Raw genomic sequence first — 18,288 nt, 5'->3', positions numbered from 1 at the left:
CGTGCCCGTATCTATCGTTATGCGTGAGCTGTCGCCCCGACAGGCCGACAGGATTCGAGAAGCCTGGGAGAATGAGACAGTGACCTCCTCCAGCCCGCGTCCCGAGCCCAGCGAAGTGGCGCGTGTGACCTCAGAGGCGGCGGAGTTGCTGGAAGTCCTGTGGGGACGCGCCTCGACGGCCCCCGTCTCGGCCTCCCAGCTGCGGGTGCTCTTCATACTCGAGCACAACGAGGGCATCAATCTGCGCACACTCGCCGACGCGCTCGGGTCGACCCCGCCGTCGACGAGCCGGTTGTGCGACCGCCTCCAGGCCGTCGGATACGTGGAGCGCGCCGCCAGCTCGACCAGCCGGCGCGAGCTGCGCCTGTACCTGAGCCCTCGGGGCAGGTCGTTCCTGGCCGAGTTGCGCGAGCGCCGTGAGCGCGCGCTGGAGTCCGTCCTGTCCCAGATGCCGGTGGCCAAGCGGACGGCGCTCCTGCAGGGCCTGGATGCTTTCTGCGCTGCTGCGGCGGCGCGGCTCCACGAGGACGAGGGAACCGACGCCCGTACGGCCTGAGCCGCGGGCGGGCAGACGCGCTCCGCGCATATGCCGGGTGCGTGCCGCGGTCGGTCGGCGCGCGCAGCCGACTCCGCCCACCGCAACATCCCTGTTCCTTCCATGCTTTTGATGCCCCAACTTTGTTGCCTGATGGCTACAGTTGTCAAACGGCAAGTATTGGGCCCGGCAAGGCCCCCTGCATGGGCGTTCACCCCTGCGGGGGCTCACTGGAGCCGGGGCGCCCGCCGTGGGGGCCCGGCCCGGGACGCCTCCGCGCCCCGCCGCGGCGACCTTCGCTACGGACGGCTCAAGGTGTCGCCCATCTCGTCGAGCGCCTCGTCCGCACTCCCGTAGGAGGGGACCGTCAGACTCACCCCCGTCAGATCGAGGATCCGCTGAACGGCCGGGGCCGGATTGATGAGGCCGACCGAGCCGCCGATCTGCCGGGTCTCCTTGTAGGCCTTGAGAATGATGTTGATGCCGGACGAGTCCATGAACGGCACCGAGGAGAGGTCGAGCAGCAGATGGTGACGACCGTGGTGGGTCTGGTTGGCGAGGTGGTGATGCAACTCCGTCGCGGTGTCGACGTCCAGGAATCCCTGCACGGTGACCAGCGCGACATCCTCTCGGGGCATCGTCACTTCGATGGACAGGGGGGTCTGTTCTGCCGACACTGTGTGTCCTCCCATACGTACGGCGTGCGGGGATTCGCCTACCCGGGAGGCGGACAGCGGATGCACCGCGGACCGCGCTCCGGAAGTGATCAACATCTCGCCGCCGGAGCGGTGCACCGGCGGCGAGTCCGGCACCGCGTACCCCGCAGACAAGTCTCCACACCAGCGGATTGCGGATGTGCCTCCACGAGGGTGCGGCGCACCGGAGAGCAAGGGACGCGCCCCTTGGGCGCGACCGCCGCTGCGGCTACTTTCGTGTCCGTCCGTCGGACGGCTGTGCGGGTGAAGGGCTCAGGGTCCCCTCGTCGCCGGGCTCGGAGGCGTCCCCGTCCGGGGTCGCGGGCCCGGGCGCGGTGCTCTCCTCCCCGTCCGGGTCCGCGGGGTGAGGTCCCCCGGCGCCCGGCGGCCGGAGCAGCTTGGCGCCGTCCCGGACCCGTTCCAGGGACTTCGTCAGGGTGCGCAGGGAGAAACCCTCCCGCTTGGGCGTCTCCTGTCGCGGTGCGGGCAGCGCGGCGCCCGAGTCCCGGTAGGCCGCCAGCGCCTCATGGGCCAGTTCGGCCGCCTCCCGGTACAGGTCGCGCGACTTGGTCATGGCGTCCAGGGCCTCGGCGTAGGCGGCGAGTTGAAGCCGCGCGGCGGCCAGTTCCTCTTCGAGGGTCGTCAGATGCCACTGGGCGCGCAGATCGGACAGAGCCTCCTCGGCACCCTCGGGCAGCGGCCGGGGCTCCCGGGCGTAGCGGCACACCGTCTCGATGAGCTCCACCGGTTCGGAACCGTCCAGGAACACGGTGCGCACGGCGAAGCCGTCGTCGCCGACGCCGGGGGCGGCCGGCGCCGAGGGCAGCACCACGGCGCCTCCGCGAGGCACCCGCGCCCCGAGGTCGTACAGTGCCCAGTTGACCACCTGGAACTGCTCGGGCGCGGCCCGGTGCTCCACGATCCGGTGCCGCAGGCCGGGCGGCAGCAGCGGCGCGAGGGGACGCAGCCCGCGCTCGTCCGGTGTCATCGCCTCGTGGACGATCACATGGATGCCCCAGGAGTGGCGTGCGCAGTCCCTCAGCAGGCGCCGCAGCGCCCGGTCCTCCGCGGGCAGCGGGTTGATCTCCCGGAAGCGCCGGCCCCCGACCGCGTCGTGGTCCCAGGGGGCGTCGGCGTCCTCCGGCCAGAACATGGTGGCGGGTGAAGGCCAGTCGAGGTCCCAGCTTCGGTCGGCCTCCGCGATCAGCGTCCACTCCTGCGTGCCGTCATTCTCGTGAGGCGCCCCGATGTCCAGGCGGGCCCGCACGACGACGTCGTCGGCCACGAGCCAACGGGCCTCGAAGGCGCGATGGGGCACGCCGTCACGGGAGCCCTCGAATTCGAGGTGGTCCTGGATGACGGCCCTGTCCTTCAGTTCCCGCAGCCGGTGCCGGACGGTGTCCTCGGCGTCCGGGCCGAGGTGGCGCCCGCGCGCCGGCCACACGGTGTCGGGAGCCGTGGCGGGGGCGGAGGGGGACTTTGCCATGAGGTCACTCTGTGAGGAATCGGGACGGGCGCGGTTCCCAGGGTGGTCGCGCCCGTCGCTGGGCCGGGGACGGAGGGGGAGTCGGGGGCATGATCGCTTCTTCCACCGTATGCCCCCTTCGGGGACGGTGCCGCACCGCATCGCCGCATCGTTTCTGCCGGCGCCCTGGGACGCATGAATCGATTGTCGCGGCAGTGGAATCAGCGGTGAAACCTTGAATGAACGCTCTTTTCAGTCGTAGAGTCCTGGCCATCACGTGTCGCCGACCGTAGGGGTACGCCATGGACCGCGCCCGTCTGCGTCAGCTCCTCGCCCGCGAGAGCGGCGAGGCCGAACGGCGCAACCCGCGTTCGCGGGCCGCACATGAACGCGCCGACCATCTCTTCGGCCGGGTCCCGATGACCTGGATGAACAAGACCGCGGGCGCCTTCCCGCGCTATCTCGCCACCGCACGCGGCGCCCGGGTCACGGACATCGACGGCCACGACTACATCGACTTCTGCCTCGGCGACACCGGCGCGATGGCCGGTCACTCCCCGGACGCGGTCGCGACGGCCGTGCACCGGCGGTTCGCCGAACTCGGCGGTGCCACGGCGATGCTGCCCACGGAGGACGCCGAGTGGGTCGGCGCGGAACTCACCCGGCGCTTCGGGCTCGCCCGATGGAGCTTCTCGCTGACCGCGACCGACGCCAACCGCTGGGCGATCCGGCTCGCGCGGGCGGTCACGGGCCGCCCGAAGATCCTCGTGAACAGCTACAGCTATCACGGCAGCGTCGACGAGTCGCTGATCGTCGTGGGACCGGACGGGCGCGGCATGGCCCGGCCCGGCAACGTGGGCGCGCCCTGCGACGTCACCCTGACCAGCCGGGTCGCCGAGTTCAACGATCTCGACCAGCTCGAGGGCGAACTCGCACACGGCGACGTGGCGGCGGTCCTCATGGAGCCCGCCCTCACCAACATCGGCATCGTCCTGCCCGCGCCCGGATATCTCGCGGGCGTGCGGGAGCTGACCCGTCGCACGGGCACCCTGCTGATCAACGACGAGACGCACACCTTCTCCGCGGGTCCTGGCGGCTGCACCGCGGCCTGGGGCCTGGAGCCGGATCTGCTCACCATCGGCAAGGCGATCGGCGGCGGCATCCCGGCAGGTGCCTACGGACTCTCGGCCGAGCTGGCGGAGCGCCTGCTGGGCCGGGAGGACCTGGACCTCGTCGACATGGGCGGGGTCGGCGGCACCCTCGCGGGCAACGCGCTCTCGGTGGCCGCGACCCGGGCGACCCTCGAACACGTCCTCACCGACGAGGCGTTCGCCGGGATGGCGAAGCTGTCCCAGCGGTTCGAGGACGGCGTGCGGTCCTGCATCGAACGGTGGGAGCTGCCGTGGTCGGCCAGCCGGCTCGGCGCCCGTACCGAGTACCGCTTCGCCGACCCCGCTCCGCGCACCGGCACCGACTCGGCGGCCGTCTCCGACCCCGAGCTGGAGGACTACCTCCATCTCTATCTGGCCAACCGGGGCGTGTTGCTCACCCCGTTCCACAACATGGCGCTGATGTGCCCCGCGACGACCGAGGAGGACGTCGACACCCACACCGGGCTGTTCGACACCGCCCTGGCCGAGCTGGTCGGCTGACCGGCATCGGTAGGCTGGGCCGCGGCTGCGACCGCCTGGAAGGAAGAGCGTGGACGAGATCGACCGGGCCATTCTGCGTGAGCTGCAGACCGACGGCCGTATCGCGTACGCCGACCTCGGCCCCCGGGTCGGCCTCTCCGCCTCGGCGGCCCGCCAGCGGTTGCAACGGCTCCTGGACACCAGGGTCGTCCAGGTCGTCGGGGTCACCGATCCGATGCGGATGGGCGGCCAGGCGATGGCCCTGCTCGGCGTCACGGTGGACGGCGACCCGCGGGCCGTCGCCGACGAGTTGGCCGCCCACCCGGAGGTGGTCTACTCGGTTCTGACGTCGGGCGGCTTCGATCTGTTCGTGGAGGTCGTCTGCGCCGGACCGCGTGAACTGCTCGACTTCGTGGGCGATGTGGTCCGGGTGGCGGACGGCGTCGAACGCGTGCAGGCCTTCCCCTACTTCGGCATCCACACCCACCGCTTCCTGTGGAACGTGGGATAGAGGATCTCTCGCGGTTTCTCCCGGCCCCACTCGCATCGGGGCGTGGCGAACGTGCCAAAAAACTCCCGCGTGAGGGGAGTTGTGCATGTTCTGCGCGTAGCGGGGCACACGGCTGGAAAATCGAGAGAGAGGGCCTCGCTGTGCTCGTTCCGGATCCGAAGGTGGTCAGAGGACTGCTGACCCGGTACGCGTCCCTGCGGATCGCGCTCGCCGAGAGGGACACGCCCGAAGGGACACGAGAACTGGAGGACGTCAGCTACACGCTGTGCGTCATGATGGGCACACGCACGGTGCAGGAGGCAGTGGAGGTCGCGGACGCGCTGCTCGTCGCGGGCGCCGGGCACGAGACCCCGAGGCAGGCGGACGGGGAGAGTGGTCTGCCGGTGGCCGTCTGACCGCCTCGCCGGGTGTGCCGCGGCTCGGCCCGGGCCTCGGCTCGCGCCCGTGGCCGTGGCCGGTCCGGAGTCACCGCATGTGAGCGCCCGTGTCTTCGGTGCGGTGACTTTGGACCGGGATCATCAGGGCAGCAGCTTGTCGAACGCGGCCTGCCCCTCGGACGCGAGCTTCCGCTCCGCCCACGCGAGCGTGCTGGGGGTGATGTCCCTGCCCGAGGCGAGGACCAGATCCTCCGGTGAGGTCTCCGCCGGAACTGCGTGCAGCAGCTCGTCCGGCGTGGCACGGTCATCGGACGGACGACGTGACGCGTCAGGCTCTGACGTCGGCATGGTGTCTCCTATGCGAGTCGATCCGCAGTGGTGGCACCCGCGGTCGTCCCGAGGGCAGGACACCACCTCTTCCCTCACCTTTCATCGAGATGACGCCGCGCGCATCCCGAGGGGCGTGCCACGGGCGGCGACGGATCCCGGCACCCCGGCCATGACAGACGGAAAGTCAGGAATGGTATGCGGCCAGTGACCGGAGAGGCCGCGTCCCTCGACTACGGTTCGGCGTTCCCCGGGCCGTCCGCACGGGCCGCCGAGCCGCCCTGTGCGGGGTGCTCGGTGCCGGCCGCGGACGCCGAGACGCTACGCGCCATCCGCACCAAGGCGGCCTCGCACGCCGACACCTTCGTCGCCGACATGCCGCTCCACGCCGGGGAGACGCTGGTGTACGCCGACTACCGGGCGGGCTGGGCATGCGGGCGACGACCTCCGCTCCTGCGCCGTGAGTATCGTCGGACCGCGCAACCGCGTCAACCGGATCGTGGGGAAGCGGCCGCTGCTGCCCTGACGCACCGGCGCGGGTCCGGCGAGGTTCACCGGGCACTGGGCTTGGGGCTCGGGGCGCGGGGCCGGACGATGTCTAGCACGGACATCATTCCCTTGTCCTCGTGGTTGAGGATGTGGCAGTGCAGCACTGTCCTGCCGATGAAGTCGGTGAAGTGGACGCGCAGGACGGCGACCCCGCGCGGGGGCACGTTCACGGTGTCGTACCAGGCCCGGGAGGGCGGCTGGGCCTTACCGTTGACGCTCATCAGCTGGAAGTCGTTGGTGTGGAGATGGAAGCTGTGGGCCTCGTCCGCGTCGTTCCGGACCGTCCACTCCTCGACCGTGCCCAGGGTGGAGGTGAAGTCGGTCCGGCGGGGATCGAACGCCCGGCCGTTGATGAAGAACTTCGTGCCCGCCTTGTTCTCCGTGTAGACGATGGTCTTGCGGGCCGCGATCTGCGCGCGGGTCAGGTCCTCGTGCGGGACGAAGTCGGTCGGGAGGGTGGCCGGTGTCATGGGCGTGCCGCTGGTGACGACGGTCGCGAGGTCGGCCCGGGGGAACCTGTTCCCGGCGGGCCCGCTGTCGTAGGGGAGGGTCTCAAGCCGGGCGGTGCCGGAACCGCCGGCCTGGACGAGGACGTCGAAGCGGGCGCCCGCCGAGATGAGCAGCGTGTCCTGGGCGTAGACCTTGCGCACGGGAATGCCGTCCTGGGCGATCACATGGAAGCGGGTGCCCGGGAGATGGAGCCGGTAGTAGATGTTGGCGCCGATGTTGGCCAGTCGCCACAGCTGTGTCTCGCCCGGCCGGAGGGTGATCACCGGAGTCTGCTGGCCGTTGACGGTGCGCTGGGTGGGCGCGCCGATGCTCAGGGGGCGGGTCTTGATCGAGTCGCCCTGGACCTGGAAGTCCTTGAGCGCGATCGTGTGCTCGGTGATGCCGCGCAGTGACGCCGGCAGGTACTCCTGAAGGCTGTCGACGATGAGGATGCCCGACTCACCGCCGGCGACCTGCGGGGCGGACAGCGTGTCGGTGTGGGAGTGGTACCAGTAGGTGCCGACCGGCTGGTTGTGCGGGATCTGGTACGAGTAGTGGTACGCCTGCCGGTACTTGATGGCGAGAAAGATGTCGTCCGAGGGGGCCCGCGGTGAGACATGAAGGCCGTGCGTGTGCAGATTGGTGTCCTCGTCGATGTTGTTCGTCAGGGTGAGGTCGATGCGGTCGCCGGGCCGCACGCGCAGCGTGGGTGGCATATACGCGCCGTTGTAGGTGGTGGCGTACAGCCGGCGGTCACCGACCTGGACCCTGCGCCGTTCCACGACGAGGTTGACCTTCAGAAGACCGTCGTGGCTGACCAGTTCCGGAGGGTCCTGCAGCCGTGGGCCCAGGCCGGCGGCCGCGGGGCCGTCCTGCCCCGCGGGCTCGTGCGGTCCGTCGATCGGCCCGGTCGGGGACCCGCCCGTGCAGCCGGCGAGCCAGACCGAGGCGAGGGCCAGGCCGACCACCGACCGGATCAGCGGAGAACGAGTAATGGGCCCGAACACATCTCTCCCCAGAAGAGCCGTGTGGCCGCGCGGGTGACGCCCGGCCCGAAGTGCCGTCGGGCGTCGACGGCCCGTCAGCCGGAGCGTAGGCAAGAGCGTGCCCTGGTCCGCACCGCCGACGCGCGGACGGTGGCGGCATCCACTCAAACAGCAGCAGTAGGCGGTTCGGCCGCGGGGCTCGTGCACCGTCCCCGGGGTGGACCCTGACGCGTCAGGACACGACGTCGACCAGGGCGGCCGGCGCGAGGCGGGTGAGCCCCGCTGCCGCGGCCCCTCCGGGCTCCGCCATAGAGGGGTCGCGGCGGATCCCCGGCATCAGGGCGGGCACCTCGGGCCGGGTGCCGTAGAACTCCGGCGTCACATACGTGCCCGCCGACGGGCCGGCGACCGGCGGGCGGGCCACCCGGGCCGAGGACCGCTGAGGGCACGGCCCGGTCACCGGCTCAGCGCCGCCCGTGCCGCCGTGAGTGCCTGTTCGCCGTAGCCCCGGCCGAACAGGACCGTGTGCACCAGCAGCGGGAACAGCTGGTGCAGCGCGATGCGGTCCGCCCAGCCGTCGGCCGGCGGTGCCGCCTGTTCGTAGCCCTCCAGGATCTCGCCGAGACGAGGGCATCCGAAGAGGTGGAGCATCGCCAGGTCGGTCTCGCGATGGCCGCCGTGCGCCGCCGGGTCGATCAGCCAGACCTGTCCGTCGGCGCCCCACAGCACATTGCCGTTCCACAGGTCGCCGTGCAGTCGCGCCGGCGGCTCGGCGGGGCCGGCCAGCGCGGGCAGTCGCTCGCAGACGTCCTCGACCACCGCCGCCTCGGCCGGGCGCAGTGTGCCGGCGTCGACGGCACTCCGCAGGTAGGGCAGCACCCGGTGCTCGGCGTACCAGGTCGGCCAGTCCGCACCTGGAACATTGCGCAGCGGCGCCAGACCGATGGTCGCGTTCTCGGGGCCGCCGGGCGGCGGCGCGCCGAACGCGGGCGCCCCGGCGCGGTGCAGTGCGGCGAGGTCGCGGCCGAAGCGAATCGCCGCGCGGGCGCTGGGCCGGCCGGGCTGAACGCGGTCCGTCACCAGCCGGTGCCGGTCGTGGCCGTGCACGGCAGGGACACGGACCGCACCGGCGTCCGCGAGCCAGCGCAGCCCCGCCGCCTCGGCCCGCAGCGCGTCGGGGTCGTCGCCCCGCTTGACCATCACGACCCGCCCTGCGTCCAGGGTGACCTCGGTGAGCGACCCGGACACCGGGCGTTCACCGGTCACCGGGCGCCCGGTGAAGCGGGCCGCGGCGGCACCCTCCGCGCTCAGCACGCCATGTCTCCTTCCGGGTCCTTCCGGCCGAGTGGAACACCGCTGGAGAGCCATGGGGCAGCGGTCCCGGACGCCACCGTACGCCCCGGTCCGGCCCGTGTGGGCCAAGGGCGCCGGCCGTCCCGATGGCGAGACGGCCGGGACCGGACCATCGGCCCGCCTGGCACCCGCGGGGCGGTCGTCAGAGCATGAAAGGGACCCGGCGGGGCACTCGGCCCGCTGTCGCAAGGGGAGCGGCGGCCGGAAGTCCCGCAGGGGCTCTCGGTGCCCCTCGGGGCAGGGCTGGGCGCGGGTCCCCTGCGCCGGCGCCGTATGCAGGAATCCTCCGTGCGGAAGGAACATCGCGCTCATGACGCCGATGACGCCGGCCATGCCCACAGCACCATCCCTGCCGCAGGAGCCCCTGTCCGGGCCCGGCGCCCGAGGCGTTCCCGCACGTGGCGGCTCTGGCCGCGTCACCGTCGCGATCATCACCCGCAATCGCCGCCAGAGCGTCCTGCGCACCCTGGACCGGCTGGCAGCGCTGCCCGAGCGGCCCGCGGTCATCGTCGTGGACAACGGTTCCCACGACGCGACCGTGGCGGCGGTGCGCGACCACCCTGTGGGGGCACGCGTCCTGGCCACCGGGCGCAACATGGGCGCCCTCGGCCGCAATCTCGCGGTGCGGTGCGCCACCACCCCGTACGTGGCCTTCAGCGACGACGACTCCTGGTGGGCCCCGGGCGCGCTGGAGACCGCCGCGGACCTCTTCGACACGTATCCGAGACTGGGTCTGCTGGCGGCCCGCACCCTGGTCGGCCCGGGCGGCGTCGAGGACCCGCTGAACTCCGTCCTCGCGAACTCTCCGCTGGCGCTCGCCGCCGACCTGCCCGGCCGCCCCGTGCTGGGCTTTCTCGCCTGCGCGGCGGTGGTCCGCCGCGGGGCCTTCCTCGAAGCCGGCGGCTATCATCGCGTGCTGTTCTTCGGCGGCGAGGAGACGCTGCTCGCCTACGATCTGGCGGCCCGTGGCTGGGGTGTCACCCATGTGCCCACGGTGACGGCCCATCACCACCCCGCGCGCGGCGGGCGGCCCGGCCGCTCGGCCGTCCAGCGGCGCAACGCGGTGCTCACCGCCTGGCTGCGGCGACCCATGGCAGTGGCTCTCCGCCACACCGCCGGCCTGGCCGCGGCGGCGGTCCGCGGCGAGCGCGGCGCCGGGGCGGCCCTGTGCGGAGCCCTCGCCCGGCTTCCCGCGGCCCTCGAGGACCGCGAACCGTTGCCCGCAGACATCGAGCACGCGGCCCGTCTGCTGGACCGGCCGGACCCCTGACCGCCGAGGAACGGAGACAGGCGGAGCGGACATGAGCGAAGACGTCCCTCACCGGCACACGGCCTCCGTCCGCGGCGGCGGCCCCGCCGGCCGCGCGCGGGGATCCGTGGCCGGAGACGGTGACGGCCGCGCCGACCCCCGGACGACCGTCGTGGTGATCACCCGCGACCGCCGCCCCGAACTCCTCCGTACGCTGCGCACGTTGCGGGAGCTCCCGGAGCGTCCCGAGGTCGTCGTGACGGACAACGGGTCGGGCGACGGCACCCCGGAGGCCGTCGCCCGCCAGTTTCCCGAGGTGCGGCTGCTGCGGCCCGGGCGGAATCTGGGGGCGGTCGGCCGCAACCTCGCGGTGCGGTGGGTGCGGACGCCCTATGTGGCGTTCTGCGACGACGACACCTGGTGGGAGCCGGGCTCGCTGCGGCGGGCGGCGGACCTCCTCGACGCCCACCCGACGCTCGCCGCCGTGACGGCTCGCATCGTGGTCGAGCCGTCGGGGGAGGAGGACCCCGTCGTCGCGGAACTCCGGGACTCACCCCTCGCCGGTCCCGACTGGCTTCCCGGCCCCGCCCTGGGCTCGTTCCTCGCCGCCGCCACGGTGATGCGCACCAGTGCCTTCCGGTCCGTGGCCGGCTTCCATCCCGGGTTGTGGCTGGGCGGCGAGGAGGAACTCCTCGCGACGGATCTCCTGCGCCGAGGCCACTGGCTGAGCTACGTACCAGAACTGACGATCCATCATGCGGCGTCCCCGGTCCGGGACAGCACCGAACGACGCGTCCTCGGCCTGCGCAACACGCTCTGGTTCACCTGGCTGCGCCGGCCCTGGCCGTCGGCGGCGCGCCGTACCTGGTACCTGGCGCGCACCGTGCCCCGGGACCGGGCGTCGGTACGCGCGTTCCGGCGGGCGCTGGCGGGGCTGCCGTGGGTGCTCCGGCAGCGTGACCCGGTACCGCCCGGCCTCGAGGCCCGGCTGGCGGCCCTGGAGCGGGCGCGACGCCACTCCCCGGCCCGCCGGTACATCGGCTGAGCGCGTCGGCGGTCCGTCCGGGGGAGCGGTGGGTGGACGCCGTGCGTCCGGGGGAGCGGTGCGTGGACGCAGTCCGTCCCAGGGAGCGTGGGCGGGGATGCGGTCAGGGCCGTACGTGAGGGCGGGCGTGGATGCGGTCACGGCCGTACGTGAGGGCGGGCGGGGATGCGCTCACGGCGCGGCGGCCGGAACCCGGTCCCGGCCGCCGCTCCCCGTGCCCCGGGTCACTCGTTCTCGAAGATGGCCTTGCTCACCTCGGCGGGATTCTGGAATTTCTTCTTGCCGAGGTGGGAGATGCGCTCGGTGATCTCCTTGGGTGCATGGTTGTTCTGGGCGACCTTGGTGAGCTGCTGGGTGTCGGCCGGGTAGTCCGCGCCCGACAGTGCCTTCTGCAGTTCGGTGGGGCTGACAGCCGCCATGGCTCCTCCCTGGCGGTGAGATGGTTGTCCTACGGTTCGACCGGCGCCCGCAGGAGCGCCGGGACACGCCGAGTACCCGCGCCCCGCCGGGACGATGCGGAAGGGGTCAGTCCTTGTGTCCGCGGCCCGTGAGCGCGTCGCGGATCCGGTCGACGAGTCCGGCCCCGGGCGCGAGCAGCTTGTTGGCCGGCGGGGTGTCGGGGGCGGACGGATGCGGACGGGTCGGCGCCGTCTTCTTGGCCCGCCTGACCTTCTCGCCCAGATCGTCCAGTGCCTCCGCGGACGCCGCCGCCCGCAGCCGGGGGAAGAGGTTCTCCTCCTCGTCGGCCACATGCGAGCGGATCTCGGCCATGAGCATGCCGATGAGCCGGTCGAATTCGGGATCGTCGGCCTCGTGGCTCTCCAAGTCCTTCATGATCCGCTCGGCCTTGGAGTGGTCCTCGATCTCCTTGTCGGCGATGGCGTCCCCGTCGGCCACGTACTCGCGTACGGCGGGGTAGAGGTAGGCCTCCTCGGCCACCGAGTGGCGGACGAGTTCCATGGTGGCCTGGTCCGCGTAGACCTTCCGGTCCTTGTCCCCGGGCGACAGAGCCTCGATACGGCCGAACAGCTCCTCCACCTCCCGGTGGTCGGTCACCAGCTCGTCGATGACGTTTCCTCCGTGTCCCACGATGCGCACCTCCACTGCGATACGACGATGGCCCCCGAGAGCGGGCCGTCCCGGCACGCCGGGTGCCCCGGCCGGCCTCCGTCTAACGGGTTCTCGCGGGCAAGGCGTCCGTATGGCCGATCTGCCGCGTACCGGCACGGCGCGGGGCCGGCGAAAGCGCGCCGGGTGGGTGGGGCGCAGGGGGCGCGGGTACTCGTCGGGCCCGTAGCCACTTGTGGACACGGCGCCGGAAAGGGGTGAGACGGGATGAGCGACATACGGAGTGCCGCGCGCCAGGCGGGCCGGATCAGGTCGCGCCTGCTCGGCATCTACCTCAACGACCATCTGGCGGGCTCGACCATAGGGACCCGCCGTGCGGCGCGCCTGGCCCGGTCGCTGCGCGGCTCTCCCTACGGGGTGACGCTCGAGGCGATCGCGGCCGAGATCGAGGAGGACCGCGAGGTCCTGCTCGCGCTGATGAGCAGGCTCGGGATTCCGGCGCGCAGCTACAAAATCCTGGCGGGGGGTGCGTTCGAGCTGGCGGGCCGCCTGAAGAGCAACGGGCGTCTCGTCGGCCGCTCCCCGCTCACCACACTGGTCGAACTGGAGCTGCTCCGCCTCGGGGTCGAGGGGAAGGCCGCCGCGTGGCGGACGCTGTGCCGGGTCGCGGAGAGTGACCGGCGTCTGAACCCGGAGCAACTGGACCACCTGATCGAACGGGCACAGGGGCAGCTACGAACGCTGGAGGACCTGCGTCTGCGGCAGGCAGAGGAAACGTTCCTGGCCACCTGACACGTACCGGAGGAGGCACGGATGAGCGAGAGCACACCTTCGCAGGCGGAAGGCGAGCGGTTCCCGGACGAGATCGGCGACCCCGACCAGCCGCCGCGCACCACCCCCTCGCAGGCCGAGGGCGAGGACGACGAGGCCGACGAGGACGTCGCTTCCTCCGGGGGCGACGTCCGGGACTGAGGGGCGCGCGGCATCTGTGTGAGGCACCCCACACGCCGGTCCGGGAGGAACGGCAGGAACACAAGGCGCGGCAAGTCGGCCGGGCCTTGTGAGCAAGTGCACAAGCAGCGGCAAGTCCCTGATTCCGTCGGGGACTTGCCGCTGTCCCGCCGCCCTGGCCGAGGCCCCACAGTGGACGACCCGGCGGTCCGTTCCCCACGATGAAGTAGTCGTCCTCGCGGGGCCCCCGACGGGTCCCGGGCGAGTACGCACGCCGCAAGATCCGGTGGAGCCACCGCGCAGCGCAGCCCGGTTACCCGAGCTCCCGCCGATTCGTCTACGGGAGCGTTTCCGAGTCATCACTGTGCCTTTCCCTTCCTCCTCCGCCGCTTCGGCCCGCCCTGCCTCCGTTCCGTCCTCTTCCGCCCCGCCGCCCACCGCGTCCGCCTCGCCATGGCGGTCCCTGCGGTACCGCAGCATGCGCTGGTGGTCCCTGGCGAACTTCGTGTCGAACGCCGGCACCTGGATGCAGCTCACCGTGCAGAACCTGCTGGTCCTGAAGATCACCGGGTCCGCCGCCGCCACCGGGCTGTCGATCTCCGTGCAGGCCGCCCCCGCACTGCTGGTCAGCCTGCTGGGCGGTGCCGCCGTCGACCGCTGGCACCGAAAGCTCACCGCCACTGTCAGCCAGGTGCTCCTCGGCACCGTCGCCTTCGCGACGGCCGCCCTGGTGGCTCTCGGCCGGCTCGACCTGCCGGAGCTGCTCGCGCTGGCTGCCGTCACCGGTCTCATCGCCACCGTCGACGCTCCCGCGTGCGCCCTGCTGGGCAACGACCTCGTGCGCACCGAGGACGTCCCCTCCGCCATCGGAGTGGGGTCCCTGGTGCACAGCGCGGGCCGGCTCGCCGGTACCGCGCTCGCCGGTGTGGCGGTCGCGTTCTTCGGCACGGCCGCCGCCTATGCCGCCAACGGGGTGTCCTTCCTGTTCGTGGCGTCGGTCATCCCGTTCCTCCGACCGGTCGCCGGCTCGGGCAGGCAGGCGGAGTGCCGCGCGCCCGCGATCCCCGAGCAGCGCGGCAACCGGGCCCCCGCCCAGGACATGACCGTGCGCGAGGGCCTGGCCTTCTTCATGCGCCGCCCCCGGCTGGTCGCCCTCGCCGGCATCACCGGGCTCAGCGCGATCTTCGGGCGGAACTACGGCCTGACCCTCGCCGTGCTCGTGACCGGGCCGCTCGCGGGCGGTGCCGGAGCATTCGGCACGGTGTCCACCGTCCTCGCCGTGGGCGGCATCCTCGGCGCGGTCCTCGGCGCCCGGCTGCGCCGCCCGTCGGTGCGGCTCGTGGGCACCCTGGCCGCCGCCGGAGGCCTGCTGCAAGTCGTGGCCGGGCTGTCGCCATCGCTGGCCGTACTGCTGGTGCTGGTGCTTCCCATGGCCGTGGTGGAGACCATCTCCGACACCGCGGGGACGACCGTGCTCCAGACGGACCCGCCCGCCCATCTGCGCGGACGTGTCCTCGGCGTGTGGGGCACCATCAGCACCGCCTGGGGGCTGGGCGGTCCGCCCGCGCTCGGCCTGCTGATGGAGCTCGCGGGAGCGCGGGGCGCCCTGGTGGGCGGCGGCCTGGTCATCGCCGGGGCCACCGCGGCGGGCTTCGCCCTGCGCGGCCGGCGCACCGCACCGACGGTGCTGCTGCGCACCGAGGCCGGCGAGGTCCCGGCGCGGCCGGAACTGAGCACGGCCGCCTGAGTCCAGCGGGCGGGGCAGCCTGCCTCCGGCCGTCAGCCGGGGCCGCCACGCCGCATGGTCGCTCTCCTACGGCACCGCGCACGTCCTCTACCCCGACGCGGACCCCGAGCGCTGCACAGCGGCGCCGGTCCCGCGTCGGCTGCCGGTGACCGGGCCCTGCCGAGTGTCCAGCAGCTCGCGGACCGCCTCCACGACCTCGCCCACGGTGATCCTCAGCAGCCGTTCGTCCGGGACCCGTCCATGCGCGTCCCCCGGCCGGGCCGAGGCGTCGTCCCCCGGGCTCCACAGCACCCGGTGCCGGGCGCCGGCGGGCGGTCCCCACAACCGGGGGGCTATCGGGCCGAACAGCACCACCGACGCGGTCCCGAGCGCCGTGGCCAGATGCGCGAGCCCGGTGTCCCCGACCACCACACAGCGGGCCCCCGCCACGAGGGCGGCCAGCCGGTCGAACGGAATGTCCCCCGCGCCCCCCAGCACCGCGGACGCCGGCAGCCCGGCCTCCGCGGCCACGAACCGGGCGAGCGGGCCCTCCCCGGCGCCCGCGGTCACGACGACCTCGTGACCCCACCGGCGCACTTCCCTCGCCACGGCCGCGAAGCGCTCCTTCGGCCAGCACCGGGCGGCGGCGTCGGCGCCCGGGTGCACCACGACGGCTCCCGGCGCGGGGGAGGGGGCCGCGGGTGCCGGGATCCCGAGCTCGTCCGGGTCGGCCCCGATGCCGTACCAGCCCAGCAGCCGGCACCATCGCTCCCGTTCGTGTTCGTCCTCCCGCCATACGGGACCGGCGATGTCGGGCGTCGCCGGGTGCGCGTACGCCAGGAGACGCCCGGGCCGCAGCCGCTGGAGCAGCAGATGGCTCGGCGGCCCGTTGCCGTGCAGGTCCACGGCGAGATCGGGGGGAGGCCCGGTCCAGGCCAGGTCGGCAGGTACCGCCCGCCCGGCCGCCGACGCCGGCAGCAGCCGGTCCACCAGGCCGGTCGTGGCGACCGTTCCGGACAGCCGCTCGGGTGCGGCGAGCACGATCTCGTGCCGGGGCAGATGCCGGCGCAGCGCCCGCAGGGCGGGCACCGCGGTCAGCAGATCCCCGAGCCCGAGCGCCCGCAGCACCAGCACCCGGGGCCGGCCGGGCCGCGTCGGTGTCCCCTGCCGAACCGTTGCGTTCACAGCTGCCTCTCCGCTCCGGGGGAACCGGGACTGCTCTGCTCTGGGGGAACCGGGACCGCGGGGCACACGCGGGCCTACGGCGGTCCCGGGGGCGCGGCGGCCTGTGCCGCCCGCAGGGCCAGGCGGGTGGTCGAGCGGCCGTCGAGGTAGGGCAGGACGACCGCCTGGCCGCCCCAGGCGCGCAGGGCCTCGGCCTCGGGGAGTTCCTGTACGGAGTAGTCGCCGCCCTTCACCCAGACATCGGGCCGCAGCCGCCGCAGCAGCGACTCCGGCGTGTCCTCCTCGAAGACGGCGACGGCGTCGACGCTGCCGAGCGCCTCCAGAACCCGGACCCGGTCCGCCACCGGGTTGATCGGGCGCCCCGGCCCCTTGAGCCGGGTGAGGGACGCGTCGGAGTTGAGACAGACGATCAGGCAGTCGCCGATGCGCCGTGCGCTCTCCAGCAGGCCCACGTGCCCCGCGTGCAGCAGGTCGAAGCAGCCGCCGGTGGCCACCACCGTGCCGCCCCGGGCGCGCACCCGCTCCGCGAGGGCGCAGGCGTCGGTCCGCGGTGTGTCCACCCGCGGCTCGAGCGCCGTCCGCCACAGCGCCGGATTCCCGGCACCGCCCGCCGCCACGAACGCGGCGGCCTCGGCGACTCCGCGCTGCACCGCCTCCTCCGGCAGCGCCCCGTCCGCCAGCGCGGCGGCCGTGGTCGCGGCGAAGCAGTCACCCGCGCCGCACGGATCCCCGTGGGCCAGGTAGGGCGCGGGGACCAGCATCGGCGTGCCGGCACCGGGCCGGGCCAGCAGGGCGCCCCTTTCCCCCAGGGTCACGGCGACGCCGGCCGTCTGCCAGCGCTGCGCGAGTTCCGCCCCGCGCTCGGCGTACGCGCGCAGCGATTCACCTTCGCCCGGACACAGGGCGCGCGCCTCTGCGGCGTTGGGGGTGACCAGCCGCGCTCCCGGCACGGGAACGTCGCCCCGGGGATGGGGATCCCACACCAGCGGGGTACGCGAGGCCACGGCCGCCAGATGCTCCCGTACCGCGCTCGCGGTGCGCCGCCCGTAGTCGGCGACGAGCACGGAGTGGGCCTGTGCCAGGGCGTCCCGTACCGCGCCGTCCGGTTCGCCGGGTGTGCCGCCGCCCCGGTCGATCCGGACCAGGGGCCGGCCGCCCGCCAGCACCCGGGTCTTGACCGGCAGGCTGCCCTTCAGGGGTATCTCCACCAGCCGGACCCGGCCGCGCAGAGCCCGGCGTACGGCCTCGCTGGCGCAGTCGTCGCCGAGCGCGGTGACCAGGACCACCTCCCGGCCGCCGCGCGCCGCCAGCGTGGCGGCCAGCCCCGCTCCACCGGGATGGCGCCGGTCCTCGGTGACGTCGACCACCGGGGCGGGGGCGTCCGGGGACAGACGGGTGGCGACGCCCTCGATGTCCTCGTCGAGCAGCACGTCCCCCACGACCACGAGCCGGCCCGACCCCCTCACGACGCCCTCCGGTGGGATCCCACCGCACGCTGCCCCGCGCTCCCGGCCGACCCGGCGAGTGCCGTGTCGAAGCCCTCGCACAACAGGTGAACGGCGACGAGGTGGGCCTCCTGCACGGTCGCCGTGGCGTCGGCGTCGATGCACAGCGCCTCGTCGGCCGCCTCCGCCAGCGGATTGGGGCCCGGCCCGGTCAGCGCCCAGACCCGCAGTCCGCCCGCCCGGCCCGCCGCGGCCGCGGTGATCAGGTTGGTGCTGCGGCCGGAGGTGGACAGGAGCATGAGCACGTCCCCGGGGCGGCCGTGCGCCGTCACCTGGCGTGCGTAGACGTGGTCGAAGCCGTAGTCGTTGCCGATGGCGGTCACGCTGGAGGTCTCCGCGTGCAGCGAGATCGCCGAGAAGGCCGGCCGCTCCCTGTGATAGCGCCCCACGAGCTCGGCGGTCAGGTGCTGGGCCTGCGCGGCGCTGCCCCCGTTTCCGGCGGCAAGCAGCCGACCGCCGGCGGGGAGCACGGCCGCGAGCCGGAGGCCCCAGTCCGCGATCCGGTGCAGGCCGTCGCGGCGCAAGCGCACGAGCGCCCGCTCCAGTGACCGGCAGTGCAGCTGTGCGGCATCGAGTGCAGAGGATTGCGTTGATGGCGTCATGTCGATCGGGCGTACCGCGTCGCGGACGACGGCGGCCGG

21 protein-coding genes are annotated in these 18,288 nt (G+C 73.3%); 9 read left to right on the top strand and 12 right to left on the bottom strand.

The window, feature by feature from the left end:
• The first annotated feature begins 19 nt into the window (after nt 1–19).
• On the top strand, nt 20–556 hold the full coding sequence (locus tag ACIP94_RS19295; protein ID WP_402426574.1) for a MarR family winged helix-turn-helix transcriptional regulator: 537 nt from the start codon (nt 20–22) through the stop codon (nt 554–556).
• Nucleotides 557–834: 278 nt separating this feature from the next.
• Here the strand turns inward: ACIP94_RS19295 and ACIP94_RS19290 are convergent, their stop codons facing one another.
• Nucleotides 835–1,173, bottom strand: coding sequence for an anti-sigma factor antagonist (locus ACIP94_RS19290; protein WP_402426872.1), 339 nt, complete (start codon nt 1,171–1,173; stop codon nt 835–837).
• 286 nt (nt 1,174–1,459) lie between these two features.
• Entirely contained in the window at nt 1,460–2,716 is a 1,257-nt protein-coding gene (locus tag ACIP94_RS19285; protein WP_402426572.1) for a hypothetical protein, read from the bottom strand.
• Between the two features lie 281 nt (nt 2,717–2,997).
• Between ACIP94_RS19285 and ACIP94_RS19280 the strand changes: the two genes are divergently transcribed.
• From ACIP94_RS19280 to ACIP94_RS19270, 3 genes are all read left to right on the top strand, one after another.
• The gene (locus tag ACIP94_RS19280) at nt 2,998–4,347 is read left to right on the top strand and encodes a transaminase (protein ID WP_402426570.1); all 1,350 of its coding nucleotides are present in this window, start codon (nt 2,998–3,000) and stop codon (nt 4,345–4,347) included.
• A gap of 49 nt (nt 4,348–4,396) precedes the next feature.
• Nucleotides 4,397–4,837, top strand: a complete 441-nt coding sequence (locus tag ACIP94_RS19275) for an Lrp/AsnC family transcriptional regulator (RefSeq protein ID WP_402426568.1) — start codon at nt 4,397–4,399, stop codon at nt 4,835–4,837.
• A 140-nt stretch (nt 4,838–4,977) separates the two neighbouring features.
• Entirely contained in the window at nt 4,978–5,232 is a 255-nt protein-coding gene (locus ACIP94_RS19270) for a DUF5133 domain-containing protein (protein ID WP_402426566.1), read from the top strand.
• Nucleotides 5,233–5,355: 123 nt separating this feature from the next.
• On the opposite strand, the gene ACIP94_RS19265 is transcribed toward ACIP94_RS19270, so the two are convergent.
• From ACIP94_RS19265 to ACIP94_RS19245, 5 genes are all read right to left on the bottom strand, one after another.
• The gene (locus tag ACIP94_RS19265; protein ID WP_402426564.1) at nt 5,356–5,562 is read right to left on the bottom strand and encodes a hypothetical protein; all 207 of its coding nucleotides are present in this window, start codon (nt 5,560–5,562) and stop codon (nt 5,356–5,358) included.
• Nucleotides 5,563–5,774: 212 nt separating this feature from the next.
• The gene (locus ACIP94_RS19260; RefSeq protein WP_402426562.1) at nt 5,775–5,918 is read right to left on the bottom strand and encodes a hypothetical protein; all 144 of its coding nucleotides are present in this window, start codon (nt 5,916–5,918) and stop codon (nt 5,775–5,777) included.
• 174 nt (nt 5,919–6,092) lie between these two features.
• The gene (locus tag ACIP94_RS19255; protein ID WP_402426560.1) at nt 6,093–7,586 is read right to left on the bottom strand and encodes a multicopper oxidase family protein; all 1,494 of its coding nucleotides are present in this window, start codon (nt 7,584–7,586) and stop codon (nt 6,093–6,095) included.
• 211 nt (nt 7,587–7,797) lie between these two features.
• Entirely contained in the window at nt 7,798–8,025 is a 228-nt protein-coding gene (locus ACIP94_RS19250; RefSeq protein ID WP_402426558.1) for a hypothetical protein, read from the bottom strand.
• Entirely contained in the window at nt 8,022–8,879 is an 858-nt protein-coding gene (locus tag ACIP94_RS19245) for a fructosamine kinase family protein (protein ID WP_402426556.1), read from the bottom strand. The genes ACIP94_RS19250 and ACIP94_RS19245 overlap by 4 nt, the downstream gene beginning before the upstream one ends.
• A 370-nt stretch (nt 8,880–9,249) precedes the next feature.
• Between ACIP94_RS19245 and ACIP94_RS19240 the strand changes: the two genes are divergently transcribed.
• Complete coding sequence (locus ACIP94_RS19240) at nt 9,250–10,188, top strand: glycosyltransferase family 2 protein (protein ID WP_402426554.1); 939 nt, start codon at nt 9,250–9,252, stop codon at nt 10,186–10,188.
• Nucleotides 10,189–10,219: 31 nt separating this feature from the next.
• On the top strand, nt 10,220–11,212 hold the full coding sequence (locus ACIP94_RS19235) for a glycosyltransferase family 2 protein (RefSeq protein WP_402426552.1): 993 nt from the start codon (nt 10,220–10,222) through the stop codon (nt 11,210–11,212).
• A gap of 224 nt (nt 11,213–11,436) precedes the next feature.
• Here the strand turns inward: ACIP94_RS19235 and ACIP94_RS19230 are convergent, their stop codons facing one another.
• Together ACIP94_RS19230 and ACIP94_RS19225 are read right to left on the bottom strand one after the other, a co-directional pair.
• A complete protein-coding gene (locus ACIP94_RS19230) occupies nt 11,437–11,631 on the bottom strand; it encodes a DUF2795 domain-containing protein (RefSeq protein WP_402426550.1) in 195 nt (64 codons plus the stop codon).
• 106 nt (nt 11,632–11,737) lie between these two features.
• Nucleotides 11,738–12,301 carry a hemerythrin domain-containing protein gene (locus ACIP94_RS19225; RefSeq protein WP_402426548.1) on the bottom strand — a complete coding sequence of 188 codons (564 nt, stop codon included), beginning with the start codon at nt 12,299–12,301 and terminating at the stop codon, nt 11,738–11,740.
• A 246-nt stretch (nt 12,302–12,547) separates the two neighbouring features.
• Here ACIP94_RS19225 and ACIP94_RS19220 point away from each other — a divergent pair, with 246 nt between their 5' ends.
• The 3 genes from ACIP94_RS19220 to ACIP94_RS19210 all read left to right on the top strand — a co-directional run bounded on the left by ACIP94_RS19220 (nt 12,548) and on the right by ACIP94_RS19210 (nt 14,978).
• The gene (locus tag ACIP94_RS19220) at nt 12,548–13,072 is read left to right on the top strand and encodes a hypothetical protein (RefSeq protein ID WP_402426546.1); all 525 of its coding nucleotides are present in this window, start codon (nt 12,548–12,550) and stop codon (nt 13,070–13,072) included.
• A 21-nt stretch (nt 13,073–13,093) separates the two neighbouring features.
• On the top strand, nt 13,094–13,252 hold the full coding sequence (locus ACIP94_RS19215; protein ID WP_402426544.1) for a hypothetical protein: 159 nt from the start codon (nt 13,094–13,096) through the stop codon (nt 13,250–13,252).
• A gap of 457 nt (nt 13,253–13,709) precedes the next feature.
• On the top strand, nt 13,710–14,978 hold the full coding sequence (locus ACIP94_RS19210) for an MFS transporter (protein ID WP_402426542.1): 1,269 nt from the start codon (nt 13,710–13,712) through the stop codon (nt 14,976–14,978).
• An 87-nt stretch (nt 14,979–15,065) separates the two neighbouring features.
• Here the strand turns inward: ACIP94_RS19210 and ACIP94_RS19205 are convergent, their stop codons facing one another.
• The 3 genes from ACIP94_RS19205 to ACIP94_RS19195 form a co-directional block, all read right to left on the bottom strand.
• Nucleotides 15,066–16,142: a glycosyltransferase family 9 protein gene (locus ACIP94_RS19205; RefSeq protein ID WP_402426541.1), complete on the bottom strand. Its 1,077-nt coding sequence runs from the start codon at nt 16,140–16,142 to the stop codon at nt 15,066–15,068.
• A 74-nt stretch (nt 16,143–16,216) separates the two neighbouring features.
• Entirely contained in the window at nt 16,217–17,608 is a 1,392-nt protein-coding gene (rfaE2, locus tag ACIP94_RS19200) for a D-glycero-beta-D-manno-heptose 1-phosphate adenylyltransferase (protein WP_402426539.1), read from the bottom strand.
• Complete coding sequence (locus ACIP94_RS19195; protein ID WP_402426538.1) at nt 17,605–18,249, bottom strand: SIS domain-containing protein; 645 nt, start codon at nt 18,247–18,249, stop codon at nt 17,605–17,607. Before ACIP94_RS19195 ends, rfaE2 begins: the two co-directional genes overlap by 4 nt.
• Nucleotides 18,250–18,288 lie beyond the last annotated feature (39 nt).

The organism is Streptomyces sp. NPDC093261 (genome assembly GCF_044753645.1).
Lineage (GTDB): Bacteria > Actinomycetota > Actinomycetes > Streptomycetales > Streptomycetaceae > Streptomyces.
This window is presented reverse-complemented; position numbering and strand designations above follow the sequence as displayed.